Origin of the sequence: Enterobacter cloacae complex sp. XAL002 (genome assembly GCF_049236805.1) — a bacterium.
In the GTDB taxonomy this organism is placed as follows: domain Bacteria; phylum Pseudomonadota; class Gammaproteobacteria; order Enterobacterales; family Enterobacteriaceae; genus Enterobacter; species Enterobacter intestinihominis.
The window spans coordinates 33,419-47,357 of the sequence record NZ_JBMKJN010000008.1; the positions used below are offsets into that span (position 1 = coordinate 33,419).

15 protein-coding genes are annotated in these 13,939 nt (G+C 54.1%); 8 read left to right on the top strand and 7 right to left on the bottom strand.

Annotated elements, in window-relative coordinates; translation table 11 throughout:
- Positions 1–23: 23 nt before the first annotated feature.
- A complete protein-coding gene (locus ACOT0L_RS09565; RefSeq protein WP_022647900.1) occupies positions 24–623 on the bottom strand; it encodes a TetR/AcrR family transcriptional regulator in 600 nt (199 codons plus the stop codon).
- A gap of 41 nt (positions 624–664) precedes the next feature.
- Complete coding sequence (gene eptA / locus ACOT0L_RS09570) at positions 665–2,290, bottom strand: phosphoethanolamine transferase EptA (protein ID WP_126503415.1); 1,626 nt, start codon at positions 2,288–2,290, stop codon at positions 665–667.
- Positions 2,291–2,438: 148 nt separating this feature from the next.
- Between eptA and ACOT0L_RS09575 the strand changes: the two genes are divergently transcribed.
- The 3 genes from ACOT0L_RS09575 (at position 2,439) to sodC (ending at position 4,223) form a co-directional block, all read left to right on the top strand.
- A complete protein-coding gene (locus ACOT0L_RS09575; RefSeq protein WP_023299951.1) occupies positions 2,439–2,678 on the top strand; it encodes a DUF1289 domain-containing protein in 240 nt (79 codons plus the stop codon).
- A gap of 48 nt (positions 2,679–2,726) precedes the next feature.
- Positions 2,727–3,623 (top strand): aldo/keto reductase, encoded by an 897-nt coding sequence (locus tag ACOT0L_RS09580; RefSeq protein WP_126503413.1) that lies wholly within the window; start codon positions 2,727–2,729, stop codon positions 3,621–3,623.
- An 81-nt stretch (positions 3,624–3,704) separates the two neighbouring features.
- Positions 3,705–4,223: a superoxide dismutase [Cu-Zn] SodC gene (gene sodC, locus ACOT0L_RS09585; RefSeq protein ID WP_038415947.1), complete on the top strand. Its 519-nt coding sequence runs from the start codon at positions 3,705–3,707 to the stop codon at positions 4,221–4,223.
- Here the strand turns inward: sodC and ACOT0L_RS09590 are convergent.
- The 3 genes from ACOT0L_RS09590 to ACOT0L_RS09600 are packed head-to-tail and all read right to left on the bottom strand — an operon-like array spanning position 4,202 to position 7,334.
- Positions 4,202–6,235, bottom strand: a complete 2,034-nt coding sequence (locus ACOT0L_RS09590) for an FUSC family protein (protein ID WP_032677351.1) — start codon at positions 6,233–6,235, stop codon at positions 4,202–4,204. The genes sodC and ACOT0L_RS09590 overlap by 22 nt on opposite strands.
- Positions 6,235–7,095: an HlyD family secretion protein gene (locus tag ACOT0L_RS09595; RefSeq protein WP_038417029.1), complete on the bottom strand. Its 861-nt coding sequence runs from the start codon at positions 7,093–7,095 to the stop codon at positions 6,235–6,237. Before ACOT0L_RS09595 ends, ACOT0L_RS09590 begins: the two co-directional genes overlap by 1 nt.
- A 2-nt stretch (positions 7,096–7,097) precedes the next feature.
- Entirely contained in the window at positions 7,098–7,334 is a 237-nt protein-coding gene (locus ACOT0L_RS09600) for a DUF1656 domain-containing protein (protein ID WP_022647907.1), read from the bottom strand.
- Positions 7,335–7,521: 187 nt separating this feature from the next.
- Between ACOT0L_RS09600 and slyA the strand changes: the two genes are divergently transcribed.
- The gene (gene slyA / locus ACOT0L_RS09605; RefSeq protein ID WP_032623345.1) at positions 7,522–7,962 is read left to right on the top strand and encodes a transcriptional regulator SlyA; all 441 of its coding nucleotides are present in this window, start codon (positions 7,522–7,524) and stop codon (positions 7,960–7,962) included.
- 38 nt (positions 7,963–8,000) lie between these two features.
- Here slyA and ACOT0L_RS09610 read toward each other — a convergent pair whose 3' ends face one another.
- Positions 8,001–9,362 (bottom strand): sensor domain-containing diguanylate cyclase, encoded by a 1,362-nt coding sequence (locus ACOT0L_RS09610; protein WP_045308479.1) that lies wholly within the window; start codon positions 9,360–9,362, stop codon positions 8,001–8,003.
- A gap of 196 nt (positions 9,363–9,558) precedes the next feature.
- Entirely contained in the window at positions 9,559–10,026 is a 468-nt protein-coding gene (gene slyB / locus ACOT0L_RS09615) for an outer membrane lipoprotein SlyB (protein ID WP_022647910.1), read from the bottom strand.
- Between the two features lie 255 nt (positions 10,027–10,281).
- Here slyB and anmK point away from each other — a divergent pair, with 255 nt between their 5' ends.
- The 4 genes from anmK (at position 10,282) to tyrS (ending at position 13,937) form a co-directional block, all read left to right on the top strand.
- On the top strand, positions 10,282–11,406 hold the full coding sequence (gene anmK / locus ACOT0L_RS09620; RefSeq protein ID WP_063146037.1) for an anhydro-N-acetylmuramic acid kinase: 1,125 nt from the start codon (positions 10,282–10,284) through the stop codon (positions 11,404–11,406).
- Positions 11,407–11,499: 93 nt separating this feature from the next.
- Complete coding sequence (gene mliC / locus ACOT0L_RS09625) at positions 11,500–11,823, top strand: C-type lysozyme inhibitor (RefSeq protein WP_022647912.1); 324 nt, start codon at positions 11,500–11,502, stop codon at positions 11,821–11,823.
- Between the two features lie 57 nt (positions 11,824–11,880).
- Positions 11,881–12,537 (top strand): pyridoxamine 5'-phosphate oxidase, encoded by a 657-nt coding sequence (pdxH, locus tag ACOT0L_RS09630; protein WP_126503411.1) that lies wholly within the window; start codon positions 11,881–11,883, stop codon positions 12,535–12,537.
- 125 nt (positions 12,538–12,662) lie between these two features.
- Entirely contained in the window at positions 12,663–13,937 is a 1,275-nt protein-coding gene (gene tyrS, locus ACOT0L_RS09635; protein ID WP_022647913.1) for a tyrosine--tRNA ligase, read from the top strand.
- The last annotated feature ends 2 nt before the right edge of the window (positions 13,938–13,939 follow it).

Sequence of the window (13,939 nt, forward strand, 5' to 3'; positions counted from 1 at the left end):
AAAAGGGTAAATAAAAACGCCGGCTACACGCCAGGCGCGGTAATACAGTTTTTCACATGCGCCAGCGCGCTTTCGAGCGGCACGGCGCTGCGAGACATTTTTGCCTGCAGGTTGGCGCCTAACCAGAGGGAATAGAGCACCTGTGCCTGCGTGAGCGGATCGCCGGAGAAGGAGAGCGTTGTTTCATCGCGGCCTTTTTCCAGCGCCTGAGCCAGCAGAGCGATTACGCCGCTGGCCCCTTTATCCATGGCGGTGCGCATATCTTCGGAGAGATCGCACACTTCGGCAGACAGTTTTACCGTCAGGCAGCCGCTGATGATGCCCTGCTGACAGAACTGCGTCAGCGTTTCCTGATAGTAGTTCAGAACACGATCCCGGTAGTCACCTTCGCCGCTGGCGAAGTGGGCTGCCAGGCGCTGATGGTAGCTGGCGTAGTGCCGCTCCAGCATGGCTACGCCAAACGCCTCTTTGGATCGAAAATAGTGATAAAACGATCCCTTAGGCACTTCAGCGGTTTTTAATAACTCGCTCAGCCCCATACCGGTAAACCCGCGATGCATGCAAAGGCGCTCGCCGGTAGCCAGCAAATGTTCTCGTGTATCGTGTTCTGTATGTCTGCTCATGCTCTTACTCTAATAGACCGTTCGGTCTAATGCAAGCCCGCTTAGCGACGACATTGCGACAAAATATCCAGCTGCGGCTGATAAGCCACTGATTTCACGTCCATCATGCCCAGAACCGTGGCAAACAAATTGTCCTGTGAAACTGCCTCTTTTGCAGCATGGTTACGCAGGCAATCCGTGTTTACGCCGAAGTTTTTCGCATAGTCCGGGGAGAGCCAGAACATAAACGGAATATGCGTTTGCTGCTCCGGGGCCAGCATATACGGCGTACCGTGCAGGTAAATTCCGCTTTCGCCCAGCGATTCGCCGTGATCGGAGAGGTAAATGAGCGCTGTGTTCATACTGGCCTTCCGGGCTTTTAGCGCGTCGATGGTTCGGCTGAGCACGCTATCGGTATACAGAATCGAGTTGTCATAGGTATTGATCAGCGACTGATGATCGCAATCCTGAATTTCATTGGTATCGCAGGTTGGGGTGAATTTCCGGAAGCGGTCCGGGTAACGGTTGTAATAAGCCGGACCGTGGCTGCCCATCAGGTGTATCACCAGTACGGTATCCTGCTTTATTCCGTCCAGCACGTTGTCCAGGCGGTACAGGTTGACGTCGTCGATACAGGATTTGTCCTTACAGAACTGATCCAGTTTCCACTGGGTCATATCCGTGTGCGGCACGCGGTCGCAGGCACCTTTACACCCGCCGTCATTGTCGCGCCACAGCAGGTTGAACCCGGCGTGGTTAAGCACATCGAGCAGTCCTTCCTGATGATGGGCGAGGTCCGCGTCATATTTTTTTCGCGTCATGCCGGAGAACATGCAGGGGACGGAAACGGCGGTTTCCGTGCCGCAGGAGGAGGCCTGTGGGAAGTTGATGACATCCCGCTTTTTCAGCTCGGGGTTGGTTTCACGGGGGTAACCATTTAACGAATAGTTTACAGCGCGGGAGGCTTCACCCACCACCAGAACCAGCACGGTTTTCTTACGTTGGCCGGAAATCAGCGCCCCTTTATGGGCATCCTCGCCAATGCGGACCAGCGTCTGGTCGCCGGCAAACCAGCGCATTTTACTGTACTTCACAACGGCGCTCACGTAGTTCGCCGGAGTGACCATTTTGACGATGCTTTTGTTATTGCGGAACAGCGAAGCATAGTCTTTATAGAACACTGCCGCGACGAGAATGATCACCAGCAGCGCACCGAGTATAGCGGCGAAACGTGTTAGCAGGGCATACCACCATTTTCCGGTTCGAATGCGCGTCAGGGCTAAGATGACGGAAGGGACCAGACCCGCGACGGCCAGCCACAGGATCAGCTGCGGCGTTACCAGGGCTGTCGCTTCCTGGGAGTTAGTCTCAAACACGTTCACAATCATGTTCTGATCGATAACCGCGCCATAGGTGTACATAAACCAGGTCGCGGCGGCGCATCCTATGGTCAGGGCAATCATGAGCGGCTTGCGAATAAAGGGAATATTCAGCAGGCTAAAAACAATGACCCAGCCGCAGAACAGAACCAGCGGCACACTGGCGGCAAAAAGCACGTCGTGCAGACGGGCAGGTGCGATAATTGACCAGCTGCGCTGGATAAACAGCGCATTGAACACGGTGAAGAAAAGCGCACAGGCGAGGGTAAATTTCGTATCGTTACAGTGTAACTTTTTAGTGAGCCACATGATGACCAGACCATTCATTATATCAATGCGGCGAGTATAAGAAGGGAAGATTAGCGAAACCTTAATGCCCTGTTTGTGACGGACACTCCTTGCATGCAGGCCATTTAGGGTCTTCACTGTAGGGAATAATGACGTTCTGGAGGTAGGTGTGGCAGAGCAACTGGAATTTTTCCCTGTCCAGAGCCCGTGCCGGGGTATTTGCCAGGTTGATGAACGAGGATACTGCCGTGGCTGCATGCGCACACGCGATGAACGTTTTAACTGGCAAAATTTCAGCGACGCGCAAAAGCAGGAGGTCTTACGGCTCTGTCGACAACGTCTGCTGCGCAAAATTCGTGCAAACAAAGCGGTTGAAACCGAAGAACCTCAGCAACCTTCACTGTTTTAGCAGGGTAATTGCGTATACTGGTGACATGACTTCCTTGAGGAAAATGTTATGGTTCAGCGTATTACCCTTGCCCCGCAGGGCCCGGAATTCTCCCGATTCGTTATGGGCTACTGGCGCCTTATGGACTGGAATATGTCTCCGGTCCAGCTGGCGGACTTTATAGAAGAGCATCTCGATCTCGGGATCACCACCGTCGATCACGCTGATATTTATGGCGGCTATCAGTGCGAGGCCGCTTTTGGCGAAGCGCTGAAGCGTGCGCCAGCGCTGCGTGAACGTATGGAGATTGTGACCAAATGCGGTATTGCCACCACAGCAAAACCGGAGCATGCACTTGGGCATTACATCACTGACAGCGTGCATATCGTTAAAAGCGCCGAGCAGTCACTGGTCAACCTGGCCACCGATCGTATCGACCTGCTGCTGATCCACCGTCCCGATCCATTGATGGATGCGGACGAGGTTGCAGAAGCGTTCCTGACGCTACACCAGAGCGGCAAAGTGCGTCATTTTGGTGTGTCTAATTTCACCCCGGCACAGTTTGCGCTATTGCAGTCTCGCCTGCCGTTTACGCTGGCGACGAATCAGGTGGAGATTTCGCCTGTTCATCAGCCGCTGCTGCTGGATGGCACGCTCGACCAATTGCAACAGCTGCGCATCCGTCCAATGGCATGGTCCTGCCTGGGAGGCGGCCGCCTGTTTAACGATGAAGCATTCCAGCCGCTGCGTAACGAGCTTGAAACGGTGGCCCGCGAACTGAATGCGGAGAGTATTGAGCAGGTGGTTTACGCCTGGATCCTGCGCCTGCCGTCTAAACCGCTGCCGATTATCGGCTCCGGCAAAATTGAGCGGGTCCGCGCTGCGCTGGTGGCTGAAGAGCTGGATATGTCGCGTCAGCAGTGGTTCCGCATCCGCAAGGCGGCGCTGGGCTACGACGTACCCTGAGCACGCCTGAACCTGACTTTCCGGTGAAATCTGCGCCGCTGGTATAGACTTAAGGTGCAAAAAATAACCCGTGGAGGTCTTATGAAGCGTTTTGCTCTGGCAATGGTCACGCTGGTTGTTTGCGCAGGTGCGCAGGCAGCCAGCGAGGACGTTGAAATGAATCTCGTCACTTCTCAGGGGGTAGGCCAGTCCATCGGGACGGTGAAAATCACCGAAACCGATAAAGGGCTGGAATTTGCTCCCGATCTCAAGGCACTTCCACCCGGTGAACATGGTTTTCACGTTCATGCCAAAGGCAGCTGTCAACCTGCAATGAAAGAGGGGAAACCTTCAGCCGCTGAGGCCGCTGGGGGGCATCTGGATCCGCACAACTCTGGTAAGCATGAAGGCCCGGAAGGTATGGGGCACCTCGGCGATCTGCCGGTGCTGGTGGTGAATAACGACGGTAAAGCCACCGATCCGGTTGTTGCGCCCCGGCTGAAAAAGATTGACGAGGTCAAAGGCAAGGCGCTGATGGTCCATGTGGGCGGCGATAACATGTCCGATCAACCTAAACCGCTTGGCGGCGGCGGGGCGCGCTATGCCTGCGGGGTGATCTGATCGCCAATTGTTCCGGGTGGCGGCGCCTGTTCAAGCTGTGACAGGGAGCAGTGCAGCCGCCAGATAATGGACGCCAGATCGCGGGCCGCAGGCTGATGGTGGTGCGCCAGAGCGTCGCAAATACGCTGAAGCTCGGCGAGCGTGACGCTCAGGGGGCGTTGCTGAACTCCGCGCTCGCTCATCACATCGCGAAGCATGGAAATACAATTATCGCGGACCTGCGAAAGCGGGTCGGAACGCGTCTCCCAGGCACGCAGCTGCCACACCACGTGCGAACAGTTCAACAGCACCACGCCCCAGCGCAGTAGCCAGCGACGGGAGAGGGAATCCTGGCTGTTGTTCAGCTGGCTGACATGATGGTAAACCAGCGATTCATACTCACTTTCACGCAGATGCGGGCTGCGACTCAGTTGATCGACAAAACCCCTGCGCAGCTCACGAATATGCCTGCGGCTTTTACGCGCATCCGAGCCCGGGCGTAGCACGGCGAAAGCCAGCCACGCCAGCCCCACGCCGAGGATCTTCGCCAGGTTATCGTTGAGAAAATCAGCGTAATCGTAAACCGGAGGATTCGTTACAGAGATAAATGAGCCCATAAAAACAATCAACTGCCCCCACAGACCGGCCAGTTTTGGCATTTGCAGTTTGAGCAACTGCATGGTGGTTAATAGCGGGAAGAGAAACAGCAGAAATTGCCAGAGGTCGGTTATCTGCACCATCAAACCAAATTTCACCACGAAGCTGAACAGCGACAGCAGTACCAGCGTACGCAGCAGAAGCGTCAGGGAATTAAACGGGGAAGCTGCGACGGAATAGAGCACGCAGCTGATTGCCGCAAGCGTCAGGGCTGCACTGCCCGCATCCCATTGGGTGGTGATGGCCCATGCGCCCACGGCCGTCAACGCGCAAAACGTACGAAAACCGCTCCACAGCGCCTCCATTGCGTCGGTATGGCGCGCCAGAGCTGGGCTACCGGGAACGGAAAATTCGGTGACGGGCGTGGCATTTTCGACGGCTTTTAACCAGCGGCTGCTGCGCAGATACAGGCGGCAGAAATAGTTCAGACGCTGCCAGAAGGCGCGGTGCCGGTAATCATATTCATCCGTTGGGGCGAGCGGCGCGATAATGCGGGCCACGGTATAGATATCGGCATCCGGACGCGCAAGGGCGGCGAGCAGCGCCTCGATAACTTCCCGGGTATGGGCTGGCGGCGCAGGCCAGTTCAGCAACATCCGGCGAAGGCTTGAGATCGCACTCGTCATCCGCAATTGCTGGTGCAGTAAATAGTTCAGGAGCGTGTTCTGGCGACGAAAACGGTAGTGGCTCCAGAAAGCCTGGATGCGCAGCAGATTCATGGTCAGGATCTGGCCGATGACCTTTTCGTGTGCTAGACGGATGTTATCGCTGCTATCAGGCTGCCAGAGCAGGCTGGCATGTTCCAGCAAACGCGCGTGCATCGTTTTAAGGGCGGTGATAAGCGTAGTGCCATCCGAGGTGCTGGGCAGGATCATCATCATGACGCCGCCGCACAGAATGCCGACCATCACTTCACATACGCGTGCCTGGGCGATGTCCCATAGCTCGGTGGTATCCAGCACGTTGACGACCGGAAAGGCGATAATGGCTGCGGTGTAACCTGCCAGTTGAAACGCGTACGCAACGTTGTTGGTAAAATGGGCGCAGGCCCAGGTGCACAGCCCCAGCCATGCCGACATGCTTAACAGAAAGAGCCAGGGATCGTTCAGGGTATGGCCGGCAAGAAGCAGTGCAGCGGTCGCACCCAGCAGGCTACCCGCCACGCGCCCGAGGCTTTTACTGATAACGCCCCCGACGGTAGGGAAGCTGACGACCGCCGCAGAGGTCATCGCCCAGTAAGGCTCATCAAGATTCAGATAATAGGCAACCGTAAGCGCAAGGCACATGGCGATGCCGTTACGCAGCGCGTAACGCCACTGCGGCCGTGTCGCTTTTATCCACGGCGTATTGCGCCAGGAGAAAGCTCCCAGGTTCATCATCGCGATCCGATGGCGACGGTGCAGGTTGTGCCAGAGACCAGAGTAATGTCTTTCGGCAGTTGCTCTAACTCGACGCGAACAGGCACCCGCTGAGCCAGACGCACCCACGGTACGTTGGGTTTGATGTCAGGCACCAGACCAGAATCGGTTTCCACGCTCTGATCGTAAATTGCCCGACCTATGCTACTAACGTGACCCTGTAACTTTTCTGCACCGCTGTAAAGCGTGATCCGGGCAGGCGCACCCTCGCGGATATGCCGCAGCTTGGTCTCTTCAAAATAACCTACAACATAGAAAGAGTGGCTATCTACCAGGGCAAAGACCGGCTGGCCTGTGGTGGCGTAATCCCCCACACGGGTCGACAGGCTCGTGATCCATCCATCCACCGGAGCTTTGACAACGGTCTGGGTCAGTTGCCACTCGGCCTGTTTCAGCGTTGCCTCTGCAACCTTCAGGCTGGCCTGCATGGCTTTTACATTGATATTGGCGGTATCGAGATCTTCCGCAGAGATGTAATTCCTCGACAGATGTCGGCGACGTTCGGCTTCGTTATTGGCTTTTGCCAGATCTGATTGAGCTTTTGCGAGCTGCGCCTGGGCATTGAGCACCGCAATGTGGAAAGGGGTCTCATCGATGCGGAATAACACATCGCCCGCATGAACGAACTGGTTGTCCTTCACCAGCAGCGCGCTGATACTGCCGGACACCTGTGGCGTGATGCTGACCTGTTCTGCGCGGATCTTGCCGTCACGCGTCCAGGGCGACTGCATGTAATAATTCCAGAGCCACCAGCCGGCCATAAGCGCCAGCGCTAAAACGAAAAGAGTGGAAAAATATTTTAACGTTTTCAATGCTATTCTCACCACACGGTTAACACGGCAAGGCCAAGACAGACGGAAAGGGTAAACAGGGAGAGATCCATTAACATCGGGTGCCAGATTTCACCGGAATACATCCAGTCGCGCAGCAGACGATGCGCAATGAGCCAGATCACAAAACCGACCATCACGGCTTTAAACAGTGGCGGAAAGTAGACCGATGCGCCGACAATCAGATCCTGGAGGGGCAACCCTGCGGAGAGGGAAAAGAACGTCACAAGCAGTGATCCTTTGCAGTGGGGTGAGGGCCACAATGGCATATTTCAATGCGATGGCGCATTACCGTTCAGTGTAAATCATCCTTTCAGGAATGATGAATACCGTGATTGCATTTGTTTTGGCAATACAAATACTGCAAACTATTCTAAAATCACTATAATCACTTAGCAAGCTAATTATAAGGAGATGAAATTGGAATCGCCATTAGGTTCTGATCTGGCAAGGTTGGTACGCATCTGGCGTGCTCTGATTGACCATCGCCTGAAACCTCTGGAACTCACGCAGACGCACTGGGTTACGCTGCATAACATTCATCAGCTCCCGCCCGACCAGTCACAGATCCAACTGGCAAAAGCGATTGGCATTGAGCAGCCGTCACTGGTGCGCACTCTTGACCAACTGGAAGAGAAGGGACTTATCTCCCGACAAACCTGCGCCAGCGACCGTCGCGCCAAGCGGATCAAATTGACGGAAAAAGCGGCCCCGATTATTACTGAGATGGAAGCTGTCATCAGTAAAACGCGTGGGGAGATCCTTGAAGGTATTTCCCCCGCTGAGCTGGAGATGCTGATAGGACTCATCGCTCGTCTTGAGCAGAACATCCACGATCTGCAGTCTCGCGACTGACCGAACGTAAAGGCCTTGCGAAATCAAGGCCTTTCTTATTATCTGAACACCACCACCCGGTTGCGCCCTGTCTCTTTTGCCTCATACATGGCTTTATCCGCGCTCTCCACGCAGGTTTCCGCACTGGTTTCCGGCGAGGTTGCGGTGAATACGCCCATGCTGATGGTAATGGGTTCCGGCAGATGACCGCCGCTGCTGGCTTTATCAAACCCGCTCAGCTTGAGGCGAATGCGTTCGGCCACCTGCCGCGCGGCGTCTGAAGGGGTATTTGTCAGCATCAACACAAACTCTTCACCACCGATTCGGGCCGCGATATCCTGGGGGCGCACGGAATCCGTCAGCAGATTAGAGACGAACTGTAATACCTTATCGCCCTGCAAATGCCCGTAACAGTCGTTGATACGTTTGAAACGGTCAAGGTCGCTTACCACCACCGATACCGGGTGTGCCTCCGTTGCAGAGCTGAGGGCATAGTTTAATGAATCATAAAAATAGCTGCGATTATAAAGACGGGTAAGCGGGTCGCGGATTGAATTTTGATATGACTGCTGGTATTTGACGTGCGAGTCACGATACAAATTAAAGACGTCGGAAAGCAAAATGAAAATAATCATTAATGTCGCGACAGTTTCGAATAACCGGGCGCGGTACCATGATACATCTTCTACGTATCCACCTAACAACAGCATTAACAGCGTGACGACATAACAGACGCATAAAAAATTGCCGCCCGCCCAGAACAAATTTCTTATCCGGGTCACGACCATCAGGGTGATTAATGTGACAACCCAAAGAATGACCAAAATGATGTTGATGGTCTGGCTCCAGAGAATCATGAACTGCCGGGTTTCATTATCCACAAGATCCAGGGTTAACGTCGTGGAATGGCTGGAATAGAACCACGCCAGCCAAAGCATGCAGCCCGTAAAGAGAGCCGATCCGACAACAATACCGATGTGGGTGCTTCGTGAAAGGGGGGAAACGCGAAGCGTATAAAGTAAGGCTGAGGCCATCATGAGCACCGCCATTAAGAGGTGTCGGAACATATAAAAGATCATCGCGTCATTATAGTTCGCCTCGTTGAACTGATAGAGATCCAGCCAACCTGGAAAACTGGATAGCGTACCCACCATCAGCAGTGCTGAACCGGCAAAGGCTGACGCAATCGGAACGAGATATAGCCGTTTTTTATCACACCAGTATTTCATTGCCATAAAACAGGCGATAAACAGATGGAATACCAGAAGAAAAATAGTGAGCGTAGGGAAAAATAGCGGAGAGAATGAAGGAACCCATTCAACAAGTTTTATAAAACAACCTTGTAACACGGCAATGATAAAAATGCACCCAAGTGCAAAGGCCACAAAGCGGTTCATTACAAATCGACAGTTCGCAAGCATAGAATGTTAAAAAATTAAAAAGAGGAAAAAGAGAATCAGACGAGTCTAAAGGAGGGAAATAAAAAATACTTTGCGCAGGAACAATATCAGAGGGAATTAATTATACGCCGTGTGAATGTGTTTTTATAAATACATTTTTTAAAATGATAGTTTTTGTAAATGGATGCGGCCCGAAAGGACCGCATACGTAGGGATATTAACGCGGGGAGACGGTGACCTGGCTACCGTTGCTTGCCAGTACAACACGCTGGCCTGCAGAGAAGCGAGTATTACCCTGTTTCTGCACAACCATAATGGTGCTGCCATCGTCTTTACGGATTTCCAGCTCAACGCCCTGAGTTTTGTTCATCGCACCCTGAACGCCCTGACCCGCTACGCCGCCTGCAACTGCGCCTGCTGCGGTAGCCAGAGAGCGACCGGTGCCGCCACCAATGGTGTTACCCAGGAAACCACCCAGCACAGCACCACCGATTGCGCCCACGACGTTCGTGTCATCACCACCCTGAATCTGAACAGGACGGGCATTAACGATAGTACCATAGGTCACGTTCTGTACCTGTTTAGCTTCAGAAGCACTATATACGTCGCCGGAGAGTGAATTGTCGTTCACACAACCCGCCAGTGTTAAACCAATCAGCGAAACGCCCAGTACACGTAAAATCATTTGACTCTCCTGTTCACCAAAAAACGCCCGGTTGGGGCATCCGTTATGGCTAAATTATATGGCATTCCTGACCACAGTTCATATCTTTGCATGCCGAATAGATAAATTTTACCTGAACGGGGCTTAACGGGACATAAACAAAAACCGTCTGTGCTACAGGTCTGAGATTGTTAAAAAATATTATCACCGGATAGCAAAGCAGCGTTATTTATGATGGAGTGGTTGCACTTAGCCCATGTAACGTAAGGAAAGCGCATGAAATCGGGTCGCTATATCGGTGTGATGTCTGGTACCAGTCTTGACGGTGTGGATGTCGTTCTGGCCGCCATTGATGAAAACATGGTGGCGCAGCAGGCAAGCCTGACCTGGCCTATTCCGGTCTCGTTAAAAGAAGAGATCCTGAGCATCTGCCAGGGGCAACAGCTGACGCTTTCCCAACTGGGCCAACTGGATGTGCGTCTGGGGGCGCTGTTTGCTGATGCGGTATTGGCCCTGATGCAGCAAGAAAGACTTCATCCGCAGGATGTCGTGGCAATAGGCTGCCATGGCCAGACCGTCTGGCATGAACCTGTCGGCGAGGCGCCGCACACGATGCAAATTGGCGATAATAACCAGATTGTGGCAAAAACCGGCGTGACGGTGGTGGGGGATTTCCGTCGTCGCGATATGGCCCTCGGCGGGCAGGGGGCGCCGCTGGTTCCGGCATTTCATCAGGCGCTGCTGGCGCACCCGGTGGAGCGCAGAATGGTTCTGAACATTGGCGGGATTGCCAACCTGTCGATGCTCATTCCCGGGCAGCCCGTGCGTGGATACGATACCGGGCCCGGTAATATGCTGATGGATGCCTGGATCTGGCGTCAGAACGGTAAACCCTACGACAAAGACGCGCAGTGGGCCAGCCAGGGGAAAGTGATCCTTCCCTTGCTGCAAGCCCTGTTAAGCGATCCATTCTTTGCCCTGCCCGCGCCGAAAAGCACGGGGCGAGAGTATTTCAACTACGGCTGGCTTGAACGTCAGCTGGCACGCTTCCCCGGCCTTGCGCCTCAGGATGTGCAGGCTACGCTGACTGAGCTTACCGCCGTGTCGATTTCTGAACAGGTGTTGCTCAGCGGCGGGTGCGAGCGTCTGCTGGTATGCGGAGGCGGAAGCCGCAACCCGCTCCTGATGGCACGCCTCGCCGCCCTGCTGCCGGGCACCGAAGTCACGACCACTGACGAAGCCGGGATCAGCGGAGACGACATGGAAGCGCTGGCCTTCGCCTGGCTTGCCTGGCGTACGGTTGCCGGTCTGCCCGGGAATTTACCCTCCGTAACCGGTGCGCGAGAGGCGAGCGTCCTCGGTGCTATTTTCCCGGCAAATCCGCGCCATAATCAGAGTTAACTGAAATTCAGCGGGAGGCATAACCCGTAAAATAGGGAAAAACAGGAGGGCGGTTAGGCCCTCCAGGACCAGGATAGTCTTCGGAATCTGCCCATGAAAAAACTTCTTCTCATTGCTGTACCTTTTCTTATGACCGGATGCAGCGTCTATAACCAGTTCGTTGAGCGTATGCAAACCGATACGCTGGAATATCGTTGTGATGAAAAACCGCTGACGGTGAAGCTGAACAACACTCGCCAGGAAGCCAGCTTTGTTTATGACAATAAGTTGTTGACGCTGAAGCAGGGGATGTCCGCCTCCGGGGCGCGTTACACGGATGGGATCTACGTCTTCTGGTCAAAAGGTGACAGCGCCACCGTCTATAAGCGAGACCGCATTGTGCTGAACAATTGTCAGCTGGAAAATCCGAAGCGTTGAGATTTTTGAAGGGGGCGCGCACAATAGCGCCACCCAACCTCACTTTCAGCTAACGCCATGTCAGATAACGACGAACTACAGCAAATTGCGCATCTGCGCCGTGAATACACCAAAGGCGGTCTGCGCCGCCAGGATCTTCCCGCCGAACCGCTGGTGCTTTTTGAACGCTGGCTGAAACAGGCCTGCGAAGCGAAACTGGCCGACCCGACGGCGATGGTCGTTGCCACGGTTGATGAAAACGGTCAGCCGTATCAACGCATCGTTCTTCTTAAGCATTATGACGAGAAAGGGCTGGTGTTCTACACCAACCTTGGTAGTCGTAAAGCGCATCACCTGGAAAATAACCCGCGTATTAGCCTGCTCTTCCCGTGGCATATGCTTGAGCGCCAGGTGATGGTTACCGGCAAGGCAGAGCGCCTCTCTACGCTCGAAGTGATGAAATATTTCCACAGCCGACCGCGCGACAGTCAGATTGGCGCCTGGGTTTCTAAACAGTCCAGCCGAATCTCGGCCCGCGGCGTACTTGAAAGTAAATTCCTCGAACTCAAACAGAAGTTTCAGCAGGGTGAAGTGCCGCTGCCGAGTTTCTGGGGCGGGTTCCGCATCCCCATTGAGCAGATGGAATTCTGGCAGGGCGGTGAGCACCGCCTGCACGATCGCTTTTTATACCAGCGCGACAACGGTGGCTGGAAAATAGACCGACTGGCACCGTAATCCCCAAAATTTGTTGATTTAAGCGCTAGCGCACACCGCGCTGGCGCTTTATTCTATGGTCCTTTCGCATCAGGCGAAAAGTCGTGTACCGGCAAAGGTGCAGTCGTTTATACATGGAGAATTTGATGGCAAGCAGTAACTTGATTAAACAATTGCAAGAGCGGGGCCTGGTGGCCCAGGTGACGGACGAGGAAGCGTTAGCAGAGCGACTGGCGCAAGGCCCGATCGCGCTCTATTGCGGCTTCGATCCCACCGCTGACAGCTTGCATTTGGGGCATCTTGTTCCATTGTTATGCCTGAAACGCTTCCAGATGGCGGGTCATAAGCCTGTTGCCCTGGTTGGCGGTGCGACTGGTCTGATTGGCGACCCAAGTTTCAAAGCCGCTGAGCGTAAGCTGAATACCGAAGACACCGTGCAGGAGTGGGTGGATAAGATCCGTAAACAGGTTGCACCGTTCCTGGATTTCAACTGTGGTGACAACGCTGCGATTGCGGCGAACAACTACGACTGGTTTGGTGGCATGAACGTGCTGACGTTCCTGCGTGACATCGGCAAACACTTCTCTGTTAACCAGATGATTAACAAAGAAGCGGTCAAGCAGCGTCTTAACCGTGACGATCAGGGAATCTCTTTCACCGAGTTCTCCTACAACCTGTTGCAGGGGTATGACTTCGCCTGCCTGAACAAGCTGCACGGCGTGTCGCTGCAAATTGGCGGTTCTGATCAGTGGGGTAACATCACCTCCGGTATCGATCTGACCCGTCGCCTTCACCAGAATCAGGTGTTTGGTCTGACCGTGCCGCTGATCACCAAAGCAGACGGTACCAAGTTTGGTAAAACCGAAGGCGGCGCAGTATGGCTTGATCCGAAGAAAACCAGCCCGTACAAATTCTACCAGTTCTGGATCAACACGGCGGATGCCGATGTTTATCGCTTCCTGAAATTCTTCACCTTTATGGATATCGAAGAAATCAATGCGCTGGAAGAAGAAGACAAGAACAGCGGTAAAGCACCGCGCGCCCAGTATGTGCTGGCCGACGAAGTGACTAAACTGGTTCACGGTGAAGAAGGTCTGGCAGCGGCGAAACGCATTACGGCGAGCCTGTTCAACGGGACCCTGAGCGATTTAAGCGAAGCGGACTTCGAACAGCTTGCTCAGGATGGCGTGCCGATGGTGGAGATGGAAAAAGGCGCCGATCTGATGCAGGCGCTGGTGGACTCCGAGCTCCAGCCGTCTCGCGGTCAGGCGCGTAAAACCATCGCCTCTAACGCGATCACCATTAATGGCGAAAAACAGGCCGATCCGGAATACACCTTTACCGAGAACGACCGTCTCTATGGTCGCTACACGCTGCTGCGTCGCGGTAAGAAAAATTACTGCCTGGTCTGCTGGAAGTAATT

Bases quoted from the DNA above. Each gene is read 5' to 3' on its own strand.
- ACOT0L_RS09610 (WP_045308479.1), bottom strand. From the start codon at position 9,362: ATGCTTGCGAACTGTCGATTTGTAATGAACCGCTTTGTGGCCTTTGCA.
- slyB (WP_022647910.1), bottom strand. From the start codon at position 10,026: ATGATTTTACGTGTACTGGGCGTTTCGCTGATTGGTTTAACACTGGCG.
- ACOT0L_RS09590 (WP_032677351.1), bottom strand. From the start codon at position 6,235: ATGAACCTGGGAGCTTTCTCCTGGCGCAATACGCCGTGGATAAAAGCG.
- ACOT0L_RS09565 (WP_022647900.1), bottom strand. From the start codon at position 623: ATGAGCAGACATACAGAACACGATACACGAGAACATTTGCTGGCTACC.
- pdxH (WP_126503411.1), top strand. From the start codon at position 11,881: ATGTCAGATAACGACGAACTACAGCAAATTGCGCATCTGCGCCGTGAA.
- mliC (WP_022647912.1), top strand. From the start codon at position 11,500: ATGAAAAAACTTCTTCTCATTGCTGTACCTTTTCTTATGACCGGATGC.
- anmK (WP_063146037.1), top strand. From the start codon at position 10,282: ATGAAATCGGGTCGCTATATCGGTGTGATGTCTGGTACCAGTCTTGAC.
- tyrS (WP_022647913.1), top strand. From the start codon at position 12,663: ATGGCAAGCAGTAACTTGATTAAACAATTGCAAGAGCGGGGCCTGGTG.
- sodC (WP_038415947.1), top strand. From the start codon at position 3,705: ATGAAGCGTTTTGCTCTGGCAATGGTCACGCTGGTTGTTTGCGCAGGT.
- slyA (WP_032623345.1), top strand. From the start codon at position 7,522: ATGAAATTGGAATCGCCATTAGGTTCTGATCTGGCAAGGTTGGTACGC.
- ACOT0L_RS09580 (WP_126503413.1), top strand. From the start codon at position 2,727: ATGGTTCAGCGTATTACCCTTGCCCCGCAGGGCCCGGAATTCTCCCGA.
- eptA (WP_126503415.1), bottom strand. From the start codon at position 2,290: ATGTGGCTCACTAAAAAGTTACACTGTAACGATACGAAATTTACCCTC.